This is a genomic window from Lysinibacillus sp. NPDC093712, assembly GCF_050280025.1.
Taxonomy (GTDB): Bacteria; Bacillota; Bacilli; order Bacillales_A; family Planococcaceae; genus Lysinibacillus.
On sequence record NZ_JBNNUU010000001.1, the window covers coordinates 1,059,281 to 1,075,479 of the forward strand.

Annotated in this window: 15 protein-coding genes; 8 read left to right on the forward strand and 7 right to left on the reverse strand. The window is 34.2% G+C overall.

Annotated features, from left to right (window positions below):
- Window positions 1–60: 60 nt before the first annotated feature.
- The 5 genes from ACQKNX_RS05570 (at window position 61) to ACQKNX_RS05590 (ending at window position 4,908) form a co-directional block, all read left to right on the forward strand.
- On the forward strand, window positions 61–648 hold the full coding sequence (locus ACQKNX_RS05570; protein ID WP_427427962.1) for an SCO family protein: 588 nt from the start codon (window positions 61–63) through the stop codon (window positions 646–648).
- 1,810 nt (window positions 649–2,458) lie between these two features.
- Complete coding sequence (locus ACQKNX_RS05575; protein ID WP_323645895.1) at window positions 2,459–2,608, forward strand: hypothetical protein; 150 nt, start codon at window positions 2,459–2,461, stop codon at window positions 2,606–2,608.
- Window positions 2,605–2,778 (forward strand): hypothetical protein, encoded by a 174-nt coding sequence (locus ACQKNX_RS05580; protein ID WP_427427963.1) that lies wholly within the window; start codon window positions 2,605–2,607, stop codon window positions 2,776–2,778. Before ACQKNX_RS05575 ends, ACQKNX_RS05580 begins: the two co-directional genes overlap by 4 nt.
- A 332-nt stretch (window positions 2,779–3,110) precedes the next feature.
- A complete protein-coding gene (accD, locus tag ACQKNX_RS05585) occupies window positions 3,111–3,959 on the forward strand; it encodes an acetyl-CoA carboxylase, carboxyltransferase subunit beta (RefSeq protein ID WP_427427964.1) in 849 nt (282 codons plus the stop codon).
- Window positions 3,952–4,908 (forward strand): acetyl-CoA carboxylase carboxyltransferase subunit alpha, encoded by a 957-nt coding sequence (locus ACQKNX_RS05590; RefSeq protein WP_427427965.1) that lies wholly within the window; start codon window positions 3,952–3,954, stop codon window positions 4,906–4,908. The genes accD and ACQKNX_RS05590 overlap by 8 nt, the downstream gene beginning before the upstream one ends.
- A 477-nt stretch (window positions 4,909–5,385) precedes the next feature.
- Here ACQKNX_RS05590 and ACQKNX_RS05595 read toward each other — a convergent pair whose 3' ends face one another.
- The gene (locus tag ACQKNX_RS05595) at window positions 5,386–5,883 is read right to left on the reverse strand and encodes an AAA family ATPase (protein WP_427427966.1); all 498 of its coding nucleotides are present in this window, start codon (window positions 5,881–5,883) and stop codon (window positions 5,386–5,388) included.
- Window positions 5,884–6,162: 279 nt separating this feature from the next.
- Window positions 6,163–7,068: an NAD(P)/FAD-dependent oxidoreductase gene (locus ACQKNX_RS05600; RefSeq protein WP_427427967.1), complete on the reverse strand. Its 906-nt coding sequence runs from the start codon at window positions 7,066–7,068 to the stop codon at window positions 6,163–6,165.
- Window positions 7,069–7,629: 561 nt separating this feature from the next.
- Between ACQKNX_RS05600 and ACQKNX_RS05605 the strand changes: the two genes are divergently transcribed.
- Window positions 7,630–7,905 carry a YqhV family protein gene (locus ACQKNX_RS05605; protein ID WP_427427968.1) on the forward strand — a complete coding sequence of 92 codons (276 nt, stop codon included), beginning with the start codon at window positions 7,630–7,632 and terminating at the stop codon, window positions 7,903–7,905.
- A gap of 327 nt (window positions 7,906–8,232) precedes the next feature.
- Here the strand turns inward: ACQKNX_RS05605 and ACQKNX_RS05610 are convergent, their stop codons facing one another.
- Both ACQKNX_RS05610 and ACQKNX_RS05615 read right to left on the reverse strand, forming a co-directional pair.
- Window positions 8,233–10,032, reverse strand: coding sequence for a S9 family peptidase (locus ACQKNX_RS05610; protein ID WP_427427969.1), 1,800 nt, complete (start codon window positions 10,030–10,032; stop codon window positions 8,233–8,235).
- Window positions 10,033–10,756: 724 nt separating this feature from the next.
- Complete coding sequence (locus ACQKNX_RS05615; RefSeq protein WP_427427970.1) at window positions 10,757–11,104, reverse strand: hypothetical protein; 348 nt, start codon at window positions 11,102–11,104, stop codon at window positions 10,757–10,759.
- 573 nt (window positions 11,105–11,677) lie between these two features.
- On the opposite strand from ACQKNX_RS05615, the gene ACQKNX_RS05620 reads away from it, so the two are divergent.
- On the forward strand, window positions 11,678–12,166 hold the full coding sequence (locus ACQKNX_RS05620; protein ID WP_427427971.1) for a DUF6241 domain-containing protein: 489 nt from the start codon (window positions 11,678–11,680) through the stop codon (window positions 12,164–12,166).
- 537 nt (window positions 12,167–12,703) lie between these two features.
- On the opposite strand, the gene ACQKNX_RS05625 is transcribed toward ACQKNX_RS05620, so the two are convergent.
- The 3 genes from ACQKNX_RS05625 to adhP all read right to left on the reverse strand — a co-directional run bounded on the left by ACQKNX_RS05625 (window position 12,704) and on the right by adhP (window position 15,617).
- Window positions 12,704–13,903, reverse strand: coding sequence for a DUF2812 domain-containing protein (locus tag ACQKNX_RS05625; RefSeq protein ID WP_427427972.1), 1,200 nt, complete (start codon window positions 13,901–13,903; stop codon window positions 12,704–12,706).
- On the reverse strand, window positions 13,896–14,216 hold the full coding sequence (locus tag ACQKNX_RS05630) for a PadR family transcriptional regulator (RefSeq protein ID WP_427427973.1): 321 nt from the start codon (window positions 14,214–14,216) through the stop codon (window positions 13,896–13,898). Before ACQKNX_RS05630 ends, ACQKNX_RS05625 begins: the two co-directional genes overlap by 8 nt.
- A gap of 384 nt (window positions 14,217–14,600) precedes the next feature.
- Window positions 14,601–15,617, reverse strand: coding sequence for an alcohol dehydrogenase AdhP (gene adhP, locus ACQKNX_RS05635; protein WP_402887402.1), 1,017 nt, complete (start codon window positions 15,615–15,617; stop codon window positions 14,601–14,603).
- A 301-nt stretch (window positions 15,618–15,918) separates the two neighbouring features.
- Here adhP and ACQKNX_RS05640 point away from each other — a divergent pair.
- The coding region (locus ACQKNX_RS05640; protein ID WP_427427974.1) for a gamma-type small acid-soluble spore protein at window positions 15,919–16,199 on the forward strand (281 nt) is incomplete at its 3' end.

Consider the following 16,199-nt stretch of genomic DNA (forward strand, 5'->3'; position numbering starts at 1 on the left):
TGTATTCTATTATTTATACAATAAAATACGATGATATATTGGAGGGAAGTGTACATTTTGATGGGAAAGAAAAGGATCATGCTAGTTGGATTACTAGTATTAAGCACCATTTTGGCAGCTTGTGGAAGTTATAAATTTGAACCTGAAATGAGCATTGATGTAGAGGATTTTTCATTTACAAATCAAAACAATGAGCAAGTAAGTCTTGATAGCTTAAAAGGAAAACCTTGGCTAGCCATGTTCATATTTACAAATTGCAACTCGATTTGTCCGCCGATGACATATAATATGACCGATGTGCAGAAGTCATTAAAGGATGAAGGTGTAAAGGATTATCAAATAGTGGCATTTAGTGTAGATCCTGAAGTAGATTCACCAGATGTTTTAAAAGATTATTTAACAACATATTCAGTAATTGATGATAGCAAATGGCAGCTATTAACTGGCTATAAGCAACAGTATATTGAGCAATTTGCTAGAAAATCATTTAATTCATTAGTGAAAAATGATCCGAATTCTGATCAAGTTGTACATATGTCAAGCTTTTATTTAGTAAATGCTGACGGAGTTGTCGTGAAAGATTATGACGGCGCTACAAATGTACCTGTTGAAACAATCGTAGCAGATATGAAGGCATTAACTAAATAAGATGAATAAACTCAGATGATTTAACGATTATCTGAGTTTATTTTAATTGTAAAAAGACACCAAAGTCTAAACTACATAAAACCAATAAAATAAACATAAACCCTTCTTGCAACTTTAAGAGTTACAATTATTATTCTCAAATATTTCCTTATTTCCACTATGAAAATAAATTTCAATCCGATTTTCAATATTTTTATAGAAAGGTGCATTGTTATAGTTTATAAACGAATATTTTTAGTAAATTGTTATTTAGTTATCTTTATGCAAGTTTTCTAGAACTTTATAATGATTATTCTGAGCATAATATCTTAATTAATCCATATGTATTTATTATTACAGAAAAGGAAGGTACAGTGAAAAGTATTAAATTTATTTGTGATTACCCTAAAATTAGATGAAAATTTTTAGCTGTAATACCCAGGATTTATGCCTTTTCACTTAAAGTAAGATGGTGTTTTCGATAGAAGAAGATAAGAATGTGGAAAACACGAACAAGTAGTTGAATTTGTTGATGAAATAGTCGAGGAAATTACGTCTCTTATTTATCGATTATACGATAAGATATTAAGAGATTTAGTTAAACGCTAAAATTTTCTCTACCTTTATTTTTTAGTAGAAAAAAATGGTTTTGAAGTTCTAACAAGAATTACAGGGACAAAGAACTTCCAGATATTCATTTAATAAAGGTGGTAAGCGTATAAAACAGTGAAAAAGGGTAACACGAAACTGACTGTTTAGATATTATATGGATTTTTTATATGAAAATTATTTTCAAACAAGCTAGGTTTTTAACCCTGCTTGTTTTTTAATACGGATAGTTTGTTCATATTTATTGGTTTTTTTCGCGATATATACACTTATACTGAAACTCTTGATTTAGTAAAGTGGCGAACAATCATAAAAAAAAAGTTACGATTAATAACCCTGGATATTGGCTCAATGGGCCACGTCCGAACAATGCCAGGTACGTGCTTTCCTTGTAAGTCGCCGTTTACAAATGGCCTTTATTAGCTTCAGGATGAGTTTGGAAGGGTATCTGTAACCTTATTCCTGCAAGTTTCTCATCTTGTTCAAGAGCTGTTACTAGAAGATGACTTGCTTTACAGTGAGAGAACGATTGAAAAGCGCTTTGGTAGACCTCAAGTGAAAGTAAAATATGCACAAACGACGAAAAGAATATGAAATTGAAGTAATTTTAGAAATTGCATAAATTTTTATACAGTTTCTTCTTTACTTTTAAATAATTATTTTGTAAGATAAAGCCAACTTCAAAAGTGGCCAGACCACTTTTGGATTCATTCAGTAAGAGACGCCATCATCTGAAGGTGGTGGATTTTGTTTCTTTATAGTAGGTATCCAAACACCTACTGAATGAAGATAAAGCCTTCGAATGCATTGTTTATCTGCGCGAAAGGAAAGCGACAGCGATAATTATTCCAAGGCGAATAGATTGATCGAGGAGTTGATCGTATGGATAAAAAAACCGAACAAAAGAAAGTGTTTTTAGGTATCGTCCAACAATTACGACAACTTATTAAAATGGAAAAAATACAGGCTGGTGGCTGGTGAAAAGTCACCTTCCGAAAGAGTCCTTTCAGACGTCTAGGTGTCGGGCGATCCTCTGTGAGAGAGGCATTGCGAAGTTTAGAGTAGAAACGAGACATGTGGGAGGTACGTTTCTAGCTTCCACACAAAAGCATCAGCTCGTAGAAATAAGATAAAGCCTTTGGATGCATTGTTTATCTGCGCGAAAGGAAAGCGACAGCGATAATTATTCCAAAGCGAATAGATTGACCGAGGAGTTGATCGTATGGATAAAAAAACCGAACAAAAGAAAGTGTTTTTAGATATCGTCCAACAATTACGACAACTTATTAAAATGGAAAAAATACAGGCTGGTGAAAAGTACCTTCCGAATGAGTCCTTTCAGAATGTCTGGGTGTCGGGCGATCCTCTGTGAGAGAGGCATTGCGAAGTTTAGGGTTGATAGGTCTTATTGAAACGAGACATGGGGGAGGTACGTTTCTAGCTTCTACACAAAAGCATCGGCTCGTAGAAATATTGTCGATGTTTATATTAGAAGATGAAAAATCAAAAAAAGGATGTCGAATTAACGCGACAAATTCATGAATTGGAAGCCGCGTTATAAGTTGTACAGTGACTCTGTGAACACTACCTATGTGGGACAGTTTTTTGTAAAGCTAGAGATAGAGGTACGATTAATTGTCTGGATGTTTTACGAGAAATAATCATCACGTCAGAAATCGTTTTTTACTAAAAGTCTGGTTTCAATTAGCAGTTTAGGCCGGTGACCGTTTAAATCGAAAATCAACAGAAGAAGAAAAATTAATCATTCAAACTATGTTGAAATCGATGCAGCTTGGCTATGAAAAAGAAGCATTAAAAGCTTACGAACATAAATGCTGAACAAGGCATTTAGACAAACATAGGAGGAGTAAAACATGGCAATACGTAGCTTATTTAATAAAAAGAATGAGGACGGACAGGAAAAGGGATTTCCGGAAGGACTTATGACAAAATGTCCAGAATGCCGTCACATTCAGTTAACAAAGGAATTAGAAAAAAATCATAAAGTGTGTACAAAATGCGACCATCATTTCAAAATGACTGCACAGGAGCGCGTAGCATATTTCTTAGATGAAGGTTCATTTGTTTCAATGGATGATCATTTACAAACAAGTAATCCACTTAATTTCCCTGATTATGTAGAAAAAATTTCAGTGGCTAAACAACAAACGGGATTAAGCGAAGCTGTACTGACTGGGGTAGGTACTCTTGATGGAGAAGAAATTGTTGTAGCAATTATGGATTCTCATTTCCGTATGGGCTCAATGGGCTCCGTTGTAGGAGAAAAAATCACACGTGCCGTTGAAAAAGCTATTGAATTACGTGTACCGGTTATTATCTTTACTGCTAGTGGTGGAGCGCGCATGCAAGAAGGTATTCTATCATTAATGCAAATGGTAAAAACGAGTGTGGCATTAAAACGTCATAGTGAAGAAGGACTATTATTTATTTCGATCATGACGCACCCTACATACGGTGGCGTTTCAGCAAGCTTTGCCTCTGTTGGAGATATTAATATTGCTGAACCACAAGCATTGATTGGCTTTGCTGGTCGCCGTGTCATTGAAGAAACATTAAGAGAAAAATTACCAGATGATTTCCAAAAATCAGAGTTTTTACTAGCGCATGGTCAGCTTGATGCAGTTTTCCATCGGAAGGATTTACGAAACCAAGTAGCAATACTTGTAAAAATGCATACAAAAGACGGTGTGCAACATGTCTAAAAATTTAGCTTTTGAAGAACCAGTAGTACAATTACGAGAAAAAATTGATGAATTAAAAACGATTGCTACAGAGGCAAATGTAGACATGACAGGCGAAATCGAAAAACTTGAAACACGTCTAACACAGCTAGAACAATCTATTTATGCCAATATGAAGCCATGGGATCGTGTACAGGTTGCTAGACATCCAGAACGACCAACTACTTTACAATATATAGAAGCTATATGTGAAAACTTTATTGAGTTACATGGAGATCGTACATTTGGTGATGATGCAGCTATTCTTGGAGGAATTGCTCTCTTTGAAGAACAGCCCGTAACAATTGTTGGACATCAACGAGGAAAATCAACTAAAGAAAATATTCGACGGAATTTTGGTATGCCACACCCTGAAGGATATCGTAAGGCATTACGCTTAATGAAGCAGGCTGAGAAATTTAAGCGCCCAATTATTTGTTTTATTGATACGAAAGGCGCCTATCCAGGTAAGGCAGCTGAGGAACGCGGCCCAAGTGAAGCCATTGCTAGAACTCTTGCTGAAATGGCGATTCTCACAGTACCAGTCATTAGTATTGTTATTGGGGAAGGCGGAAGTGGTGGTGCAATTGCATTAGGCGTAGCTAATCGAGTCTTTATGTTAGAGAACTCAACGTATTCGGTTATCTCGCCTGAAGGGGCTGCATCGATTTTATGGCGAGATGGTAGCCTAGGGAAGCAAGCAGCAGAAGCAATGCGTATAACAGCACCTGACTTAAAAGAGCTTGACGTTATTGATGGAATAATCCCTGAAATAACGGGTGGTGCACACCGCGATGTTGCGAAGCAAGCATTTTATATAAAAAAGTGTATAAGCGTCACACTAAAAGCATTGAATTCTTTAAATGGTGAACAATTAATTGAAGATCGCTATGAGAAATTCAGAAAGATTGGACAATATACAGAAGTTTAAATTCATTTTTAGGTTTTTGGACATGTGAATTTGTTCGTAATATCCTAATGATGGAAGAAAAAAGAGTTGTAGTTTGTAAAAAAGTTTGATCAATTAAAATAAAGAACGATTATTTATAATAAAGAACGAATTTGTAATATAGTTTGATAAAAATAACTTCGCATTTAAATAAAACCCATGCATTTTGAACAATCTTTTTTCAAAATGCATGGGTTTTTTCTATTATTATAAAATCAACGTTTGTAACAAACTTTTAATCAAACTTTAAAGTTTAGTTTGATGTCTATGTACATTTAATTTTGTCTCACTATCATAAGTATACTTTTAAATGAAACGTAACTTCCTATAATTTATATTATGTAAACTAAAATTATTTGGCGAGGAGGAGGGTTTGAATATATCCTCTAACTCCCCATTTCATTTTCTGTATATGAGCTAATTATTTTCTGGTTCTATAACACTGTTTTGAACTTCTTGTTATTCTTTTCCACTAAACTCTAAAATATTCAAACCCTCGGATGCTTCTGGTGCTTCAAAAAATTTAGTAACTTGATTAAATGTCGCTTCCGTGTCAAAAGCTGCTCTTTCGGGTTGTTCGTTACGCCTTTGGGCAATTTGAAATAAGCATTGCTCGTTATTTAAATTAAGGAAAATTAGTTGATGGTTTGCATTGACCTCTGACCCTATATCCAAAAACCATTTTCGCTGTTTTTGAGTGTTACCTGGAAAATCCATCACTACATCTGTACCAACTGTTAATATGTTTTGAACATGCTTTTTTACCATCGGCTTGATCTGCGCTGAAAATTTTAGATACTCTTCAAATGATGTGATTTGATAAGGGTAAAGGGATGAAAGCCATTCATCCTCAGATAACAGTACCGCATGTTTTTCTATAGCTAATTGTTTTGATTTAGTTGATTTTCCTGCCCCCATTTTTCCACAGAAAAAGTATAGAGTCCCCAATTGTTTCATATTTTTATTCCTCCGGGCTTATTTTATTGGTTTTTGCCTCACCTTGTAAAACTAAAAATGACAACCCATTTTTTTAGGAAACCTATGCCGTTAGTTCAATAACTTCAACAAAAAACCTTCAATCCTTTTTAAACAACAAAGAAAAAACGAATTCTAAAATCAAAATCCGTTCTTCTTTATTTCTTACTCTAACACAATGGTTGAAGTATATGTGGTGACACATTGGCGTTGATGTGTAATTATATTAGCTAAAGTTAAAGCAGAAGGTCTTATGACAAATCAAAAGCGTTCCATCGTTAGATCAGTATTTACTGAGACCCCAGCTTTATTACCTTTAGCAGCTGAAATCATTAAAGAGGATGGTTTAGATCTTTCGGTTTCCCCTGCAATATATATATTTTTTTGGGATGTTCTACCAATACCATCTGTTATAACTTTTCCATCTTCATGAATATCACAGCCAAGCCTCTCAGCAAATTGATTTGGACGATAATAAGATGGGGCAACAAATCCCCCCGTTCTACTAATTGTTGCTCCTGATTCAAACGCTATTTTTTGTAAGTAACCGCCATTACCGATTAAGTCTTTTATCTTTTCCGATATAATTTTGATATTGTGTATTTGTAACTCCATTTTACCTTCTTTAGATAATTGAACTCCATTCGTTAAAACAACTAAATCCTGCGACCAATTATAAATTAACTTAGTCAGATGCAGTATATGCTCTTCTTTTTCTGCAATAACTACTAATGGCTTATCTTTTTGCTCCCAGCCATCACAATACGGACAACTAAAAAGACTTTTCCCATAAAACTTTTTTATACTTGGTATCGTAAATATTTCTTGAATACCAGTGGCGAGTATTATTTTTTCTGAAACAAATTCCTCACTAGTAGATGTTTTGACAGTAAATTGCTCGTTACTTATATCCTTAATGATTTCAGTAACTGTTGCATTAAAATAAGATACGGACGGGTAATTCTCCACCTCTTTTAACGCTAGTTCTTTAAACGCTTGTGGTTTTATCCCATCTCGAGTAATAAATCCATGTGATGATTGTGTCACTTTATTCCTATTCGTTCCATCGTCAAATAATGCAATATTTCTTCTGGCCCTTCCTAATGTTAAGCTAGCACTTAAGCCAGAAGGACCTCCACCTATAATAATACAATCAAGGACATTCATTTTTTACCTCCGTATTGATATGGTTTTATTTTTGAATTGTATTTGCAACAGAGAACTACAGTATTCCCCCTTCATGAATTTCCATTCTTTACACACTAATATTGGTTTTTTTGTTTTTATAAAGAAGAACATTTAATTATTCCACTATCCTGCCTCATTCGCTTAAGTACTTTTGTTCACAGCATTTTTTGTATACAGTGTAATTCGATAGACTGCAGACATGTCCGACACACTAAAAAAGTTGATAAGGAGAAATACTCCTTATCAACTTTTTAGCTTATCACCAGTTAAGTTGTTGACAAAAATAGCTAAAAATATAATTTTCGAAAACTTATTTATTGTTCAATTGATATAATTGTAAGTCTCCATCTTTTAAAAATCCCCATAAATCTTTAGGTTTTTATTATATGTATTTTTTAAAGCAGAAAATGGATATATAAAACCAATTCTATTTGATTAGAATCATACATATATTGATGTTAATATTTCATTAAAACAGAAGTCTATAATTATTCTAATAATGGAATTAAAATATAAGCGAAAAATACTTATATAGATAGGATGATGACAATTATTGAAAAATCTCTTCTTGCTATGGTTATTTTACGCGTATTGTCTGGGAGTATTGAAGTAAGTGCTGGATTATTGATGCTTAAGTTAAATAGTTTAGAAAAAGCTTTCTATATTAATACGATGCTTGCTTTGGTTGGTCCAACAGTGTTAATCATAACGACTGCAATTGCATTATTTGGACTAGCTGATAAAATTCCTGTGACGAGAATCATTTGCCTATTTACGGGAGTTACACTTATTCTTATTAGCTCACATATTAAGTAATATTAAAGTTTTTTGAAATATCTTCAAAAAGTTGTTTTGTAATGGATATTAATTACATTAGTATATTTACTTAACATCTAACGACTGCTCAATTCAACATACATATCACTATACCAATGATAGTAAAATACGAAAACACTTTGACATTAAGGCATTTAGCTTAATTTACTATAGTATTTATATTTAAATATCAATTGAGACTAGGTCCTATCATAGTAGAACCTAGTCTTTTTTATTTAACTTCCAACCATTACTTAAAGAAAGAATTTTTTCATTTTTTCATTGTATCTTCTTAGTCGGGGGTTCTATTTTCCAATGAACGCATCATTACGCTTTCACTTTAGATTCAACGAATTGATTCAAAAATGAGAGGATTTTTTGATAAACAGCAATTTCATTTTCTTTTTTAGAGAATCCATGTCCTTCATCTTCAAGAAGCATGTACTCGACATCTCGACCTTTTTCTTTTAAAGCTTGTACGATTTGATCAGATTCCTCTTTCACAACACGGGGATCATTCGCTCCTTGAATAACTAGCATTGGTTTCACCATAGTTTCTAGATACGTAAATGGTGAGTATTCAATAAGTTTTTGCTTGTCTCTTTCAGGGTTTCCTACCCATTGATCCATAACTGGCTTCCAGTCTTCAGGAACCGAGTTGATAAATGAGAACAAATCAGATGGACCAAAGATATCCACTACGGCTTTGAAATAATCAGCATGTCTACCATGAAGTAATAAAGCCATGTAACCCCCATAACTACCCCCCATCAATAAAATATTGCCTTTTTCCGCGTAGTCATTTGCTATGAGCCAGTCGAGTCCAGCTACATTATCAAGGCGTGGACCGTGTCCCCAATCTCCTTCTACCATTTTCATGAAAGCCAACCCATAGCCTGTAGAACCACGGAAATTTGGAGCAAAGATGCTATACCCATGATTTAAAAAGAATTGGAAGGAAGCTCTAAAAAATTTACGCTCTGCAGCTTGCGGACCACCATGTGGCCAAAAGATGATTTCACCATTATCATTTTCCTTTTTAGCTTTGAAAAATAAGGACTCTATTTCAAGTCCATCAAAGGAAGAATAAGTAATTACATCTGGTTCAACTAATTCGCTTTGATCTACACCTGGAACTGTGTATTCCGTTAAAGATGTCCATCCATTTTCCTTCAGTTGATAAATATTATGTGGTTTTGTAGCCCCTCTTCCTAATAAATACAAACTACCGGATTTTGTGACTATCAGTTTTTCAATGACACTGCATGGTGAATCTAGTTCTTCCCAATTACCCGATAGCAAATCATGCATGTATAAATGATCTTCTACTCCTTTTTCACTGATTAAATACAGACAATGCTTTTCTTTGTTATATTTCAACGTAGTAAAGCTTTCATTCTCCAAATCTTTCAATTTTACGAACTCATTTGTCTCTAAATTATACGAAGCCAAATACGTAAAATCAGCATCGTAGTTCGTTAATAAATAGATAAGCTCATCCGATACAAAAACTGCGTCACTGACCGTATGTTGCTGATCTGTTAGCGGTGTCAGAAGAATATGTTCCTCTCCTCGTTTGGCGTATAGGAGAGTATACGTATTAGCAAAATGTTTATAGTAGAGGGCTACCTCTTCATTCGGACTAAAATCGAGTAAAAAAGTGGGCGCATCTTTTCCCACAAGAACTGTTTCTTCCTCACCAGTAACCAAATCATAGACATATGCATTTAAATACGTTGGATTTCCTTTCGAAGATGTATAATAAAGCTTAGTCCCATCTTCTGATAAAATTGGTCCAACATTGCGAGTTCCTTCTTCGTAAATAATTTTCTTCATTGTCCCACCTTGAAGCGGAAGTCCATAAAATTGCGTATTTTCGTCCCCATTTTGGTCAAAACCGGCAATGATGAACCGCCCTTGTTTATCATAGAGAAGGCCATGACAGCTTTGGTCAATAAAAGTAAGCGGCGTCGGGAACGTACTTGGTAAATTCATGGCCCATAAATTATACTTGCCACTTAAATTTGTACTGAAAACTAGTTGTTTTTCATCTGGACTAACCGCAAAATCACCAATCGAAAATGTTCGTAAAAACTGTTCTACATCTGGTTTAGAAAAAGATACCATAATGAAACCTCCTACTTTTTTAAATTAAGTGAAAAGTCTATCTATTTATAAAATACCATTATTACTCTTCAATGTATAATGGTAGAATTAATGCTTCTACATCTTCATATATGTGAGTATCTTTTAAGTTATGAACTTAAAAGATTACTTTGTTGTTTTATTTTTATGAAAGTCTAATCTTTTTTCGGCTTATTCTTTAATTTTACGTTGTTAATATGAGGACATAAGCAAAATAGTTCAGGGAATGCTACAAAATTTTGAAGTAATTGTACCGTTGTTTGAAGGTCATATTCACGAGCATTTTCAATTTAAAATAAACATTGAGGGGAATAACTATAGAGGAATCTTTCATGATAATGAAGTTCATTGGTTTCCACAACCTCATAGTAAAATTAACAAAGATCAACTTAAATCCATTGAAGCTCACGTTCACAATTTGATGAGTTAACGTATATTCCACTATCAAGCGAAGCTATCTATTAGCTGCGTTTTTTATGCAAATTTATTACTATTCAACCGAATATGTATTGTTACATATAAGACAAAAAACTCTTAACTCATTAAGTAATCTAAAGTATATGTTACAATGCAATTCTTTAGCGAGTTTACTGTATATTCAAGAACTTGCAACACTTTGACAACTAAAAATTCTATTGCGGAGAGGATAAAAGAAATCAATAAATAGCAAAAAGCATAAGCTTGTTACGCCTACGCTTTTTTAAAATTAATGTTTAGACATCGCTATTCTTTTACATGCTATTTTTGCTACTGTAGTTCCAACACCAGCCTCAAGTGCTGCATCTACTGAATCTCCCCAAGAACCACTGCTAGCCTTTATTTCGTTCCCTGCTGTCAAAACTCCCTCTGATACACATTCAACACATTCATAATAGTCTGGATTAGGATTATTATCAAGATACTGTGCAGTTAGGTCGTCTGCTTTCTTTTGTATTGAAAGTCGAGCTTGTTCAGCTAATGAACTAAAAACACTCTCAGCTTGCCCACCAAAATGTACAATTCCATCGTTAATGTCTCGACCAGTACGAGGTGTTTCTCCCATTTCAGATGACATATTTAGTCCTCCCAAACCTTGGAATTTGAACTTTTTAAGTTCACAAATATTTTATCCAACTGAGATTGTTCTTATCCATTCACAACTATTTCTTATTGGTTTATAAAAAAATACAACATTCAGTAAATTCATGTCAGCGTCCATTTGCAGTTCAATTTTAATGTAATCTTTTTTATTTTAACAATAAAACTAAACGCTATATAACGTATCGAGATACAGTAATGCGTACCGTAGCCCATCTCAATCGCTCTCACAACGCAAAAATAAATGCCTTCTACGAGCAATAAAACGAAAAAATGGCTTGAAGAAGGCACTTGAGCTCTTTTATTATTATCGTTCTAAAACTATACAATATTGTTCTTTATATTTTTCATCGTTCCAATTGTAATAAGAAAGGGATACTTGTACGAGTTATTGCAAAGATCTATGCTGATGCAAACTACAAATACCTAATAGATATAGCATCGACAAATGCTTTCGAGCGTTAATAGAACTAAATAAAAACACCTTCGTCTCCTACGTAAGTAGGAGACTTTTCGGTTGTTTGAGCGTAATAAATTTGGGATAATTGTTATGAGACACTTGTTAATAGAGGTGAAAAAATTGAAAAAAAGCTATAAATGGGGTCTTCTATTTGTTGTTATAGTATTAAGTGTAAGTGTATTTTGGGTAACTAAAAATAATAAAGAGACAGGTTCTGATGTTGCCGAAGATAATAGTGAAGTATCTATTACATCAAAGACTAGAGATTTATCTTGGGTAGATGATGTTCATGCGGCTATGCTTGATGATTGGAAAAGTGGAGATAAAACGTTTGACGAGCGTCTAGTACAAGAAGTAATGCTAAAGATGACGTACCAAAAGCTTGATACTCTTGCAAAAGATGGTTCAATTGATATAACACCAGAACGAATAGAAAATTTGATGCAGATAGCCGAAGAAGAAAAAGCCGTCTTTTTTAATAGTGACACATATTTAGAAATTTTAAAACGTTGGAAAGAAAATGATTTTTCAACAGTTGAAGATGACAATAAACTATTACATTCTCTCTATGATAGATGAGTGAGTTACTTAAATAACGAACAACACTACAATAATTTACTATTGCATCGGTAACTTATAATTACATATTATTTAAAATTACCTGCATATTTCTAATTATAGATTGAAGTCAAAGTGAAAACCAAAGAAAGTTCACTCTGACTTCAGTCTTTTTTCACACTATATTAGTGGATGATTTGTACATACCTATCTCGTTAAGAATGTGCTCCTATGTTATCCCCTATTCATTACAATGAACAAAAACTTATTGAACAACCTCCTATATTTAATCGAGAGGCGGTTTATACTGAGTTAGCACTAACCAAAGCGAATGTTAGCGAACTTGCCGATTGAGGATGGTGTCCATGTATGAAATGCTTGAGAGTATGGGAATGAAGCTAGAGTAATAAAAGGCTTAGGAATATCTGCTAAGCCTTTTTGAAGGTTTCATCAGACTAACTTGTTTGACGTTACTTTAGAACAGCATTTGAATTTTTCTATTGCTAGAGATTTGACCAGATTGAGTTTGAATCTGTCCACTACAAGTTTGATTAATTTTTATTCTGATATTAAATGAATCTTCTCTATTAGATTTTCTATTATTGAATTTATTTCTGCATATCCATAGTAACGAACATATATAACGGCTTTACCATTAGAAGCAAACACTTCTTTTGAAGCACCTTCCTCATGAACAATTAATAGATCCAATTGGGGATGTTTTGTTTCAACAAAATCTTCATGACTATCCCCATACCTATATCTTTTTATTAAATCAGCAATCAGATTATCCGTTAGTGCCGAGATGCTCAACTGATAAACCTTAGTATGAATACTTGGTGAATATTCACCACTCCCGTCTTCCCACATTGCGCCGGGAACGATTCCACTTTCATCTGTATCATATTGCACCGGTGCTAATGGACCCCAATTATATGTATATCGGTTTTCCCAATCAACACCATCTCTCATATATGAAGTTTCTCCTCGAATTAATGCAGGATTTTTCTCGATATCTGCTAATCTGACAATGGGTAAATCCACATTTTCCTTGGGCAATGTTTTCGTCTCTCCTTTTACAAGCTGTAACAATGGAAGTATTGCACTCAATCCAATAACTACTGTGATGAGGAAAGCTAAAGTTGAATTTAATCGGTAGTGTTTTTTCCAAGGGGCATGATGATCAATCGGTTTTCCTTCGATAAGATTTTTTCGCAAAGCACGAATGGAAAAAGCTGCTTGTAGCGCATTATAGGTCGTATATCCGATAAAGGCGGTTACTATAGTTTGTTGAATAGCCAATCCTTGAACCAAAATGAGGGTAGGTGTTCCATCAAGAAACCAAATAGCACCCAACATACCGAACATTAAGATCATGGCACCAGTAGCTATACATGCATTCATCACTAATTTCTTATCCAGTTCCTTTAATGTGTATGATTGCTCAGCGGGGTCTGTATGTAGTTCTGGTGCATTGAGTTCAACGGGTGAAGAATATACGTGAAAAAAATTATAGCTTGTCACATAATCCCATCCACTTTCTTCATACATCTGTATTTGTTCTGGCGTAATCTTCTTATTTATGGATACATCTATTCTGAACCTCATTTTTTTCGGTTCACCTTTAACAAAATGGGCGAAATGTAACCCCATCTTTTTTAGATGGAATCCCATTGCTGCCATGTCTGAGAACCAAGATTCATGTTCTCCGATGCGCCAATAATCACTAGGTCGAAGTTTACGGACGATTTTATTCATGCTCATCACCTTCCTCTAAAATGGTGCTATCTTTTATCAACGCTTTTAATCGACTGTACTCGAAACGTAGCGCTTGCTCTCCTTCTGTTGTAATTTGATAGGTCTTCCTTCTGCCATCATCTTCCGCTAATGAAATAAAACCGTCTTTTTGCATTCGGGAGAGTACACCATAAAGTGTCCCCGGTCCCATTTTTAATCGGCCATTCGAAACTTCTGTAATGGAATGCATTAGCTGATACCCGTGGTTAGGACGCATTAACGCTAGTAATACATAATACATTGCTTCTGTCATCGGTCCCCCATTATATGCCATAGGTTACATCCCTTCTTTCGTTCAATAAACTATTATGTTATGCGATATATCGTATAACATAATAGTACTTAATGGTATGGCTAATGTAAATAAATATAAATAATTTTGTATGTGGTCAATTGTTGTGAAAAAAATTACATGTTAGATGATTTGAGAAAGAACTAACAGCCTAATGTATTTTTCTCAATTTCAACTAAGCATAAGGTATTAGTATCACGATTTTTTTATGACAAAAGTGTATATTTTTAAGTAAACAAAATTATGTAGCATGTAGTGTTATCTGATTATAAACTACTTACCTTACATAAATATTTAAAAAATCCAAAGCAATAAAAAAGACAAGTGTAAATTAAATTTACACCTGTCTTGCAATAAATAACTCAATTATTTTGTAAAGTCAATAACCATACGGCCCGTAATTTTACCTTGTTCCATTTCTTCCATAATTTCATTTATTTCTTCGATTTTACGTAATGTTACTTTCGGTACTACTTTACCTTCTGCTGCAAATTGGAATGCTTCCTGCAAATCTTGGCGTGTTCCTACTAATGTACCAATTACTTGAATACCGTCTAGAACTAAACGTGGGATATCTAAATCCATTTTATCTACAGGTAAACCAACTGCAACTACGCGTGCGCCAGCTTTAACAACATCAATAGCTTGGTTGAACGGCGTTTTAGCTACAGCTGTAATCACTGTTGCATCTAAACCTTTTCCATCTGTCAGTTCTTTCGCTTTTGTAACGGGGTCTTCATTTAATAAGTTGACAACTACGTCTGCCCCTACTTCTTTAGCAAACGCCAGTTTATCATCATTTATATCAAATGCAATTACTTTTGCACCATAAACATGTTTCGCGTATTGTACAGCTAAGTTTCCTAGACCACCAATACCAAAAATCCCTATCCATTGTCCAGGACGGATATTTGATACTTTCACAGCTTTGTAAGTTGTAACGCCTGCACAAGTTACAGAAGAAGCAGCTGCTGGATCTAAATTATCAGGAACTTTTACAGCATAATCAGCTGATACGATAACTTGTTCTGCCATCGCACCATCAACTGTGTACCCTGCATTTTTAACATCACGACATAATGTTTCACGACCTGTCGTACAATATTCACAGTGACCACAGCTCTCATACATCCATGCGATTGATACACGGTCTCCAACTTTTAATGAAGTAACACCTTCAGCAATTTCAATAACTTTACCAATACCTTCGTGTCCTAGAACAATCCCAGTGACATCACCAAAATCGGCATTTTTAACGTGTAGGTCTGTATGACATACACCACAATATTCTGTTTGCACTAATGCTTCACCAGGCTGTAATGGTCTAAGTTGTTTCTCTTCTACACTTACTGTTTTGTCTTTCGTTACGACTGCTGCTTTCATAATTAAAATGCCTCCTTAAAAATAAGAAATTCATGTTAATTAACAAATGTGCATGCACTTAAATGTGAATTCGCTTCCATTTTAAAAAAGATTTAAAATGAATACAATATATTTAGATAAATTCATAAAAAATAAGTCAAGTTTCCCAAAAAATTGCTATATTTTTATATAAAGTGAAATATCTTATATCTAGATGATCGTCGTTTTACTTTTCCTGAATGAGATTTGTTAACCTTTTCTAAAATAAATTAAGGATACTAAATCATCTTCTGTACAGACTAGTTGCAGGAGGTGATTTTCAATGGCTAACAATAATCAATATAAGACAGATGTAAATCATGTGAAACAACAAAATCAACAAGCAGAAGCGAAGAAAAAATATGCTTCTGGTTCAACGAACTCGATGAAATCAATGGATGTGGAATTTGGGACTGAAACGGATGTAAACCAAGTGAAACAACAAAATCAACAAGCAGAAACGAACAAAAAATATGCTTCTGGTTCAACGAACTCGATGAAATCAATGGATGTGGAATTTGGGACTGAAACGGATGTAAACCAAGTGAAACAACAAAATCAACA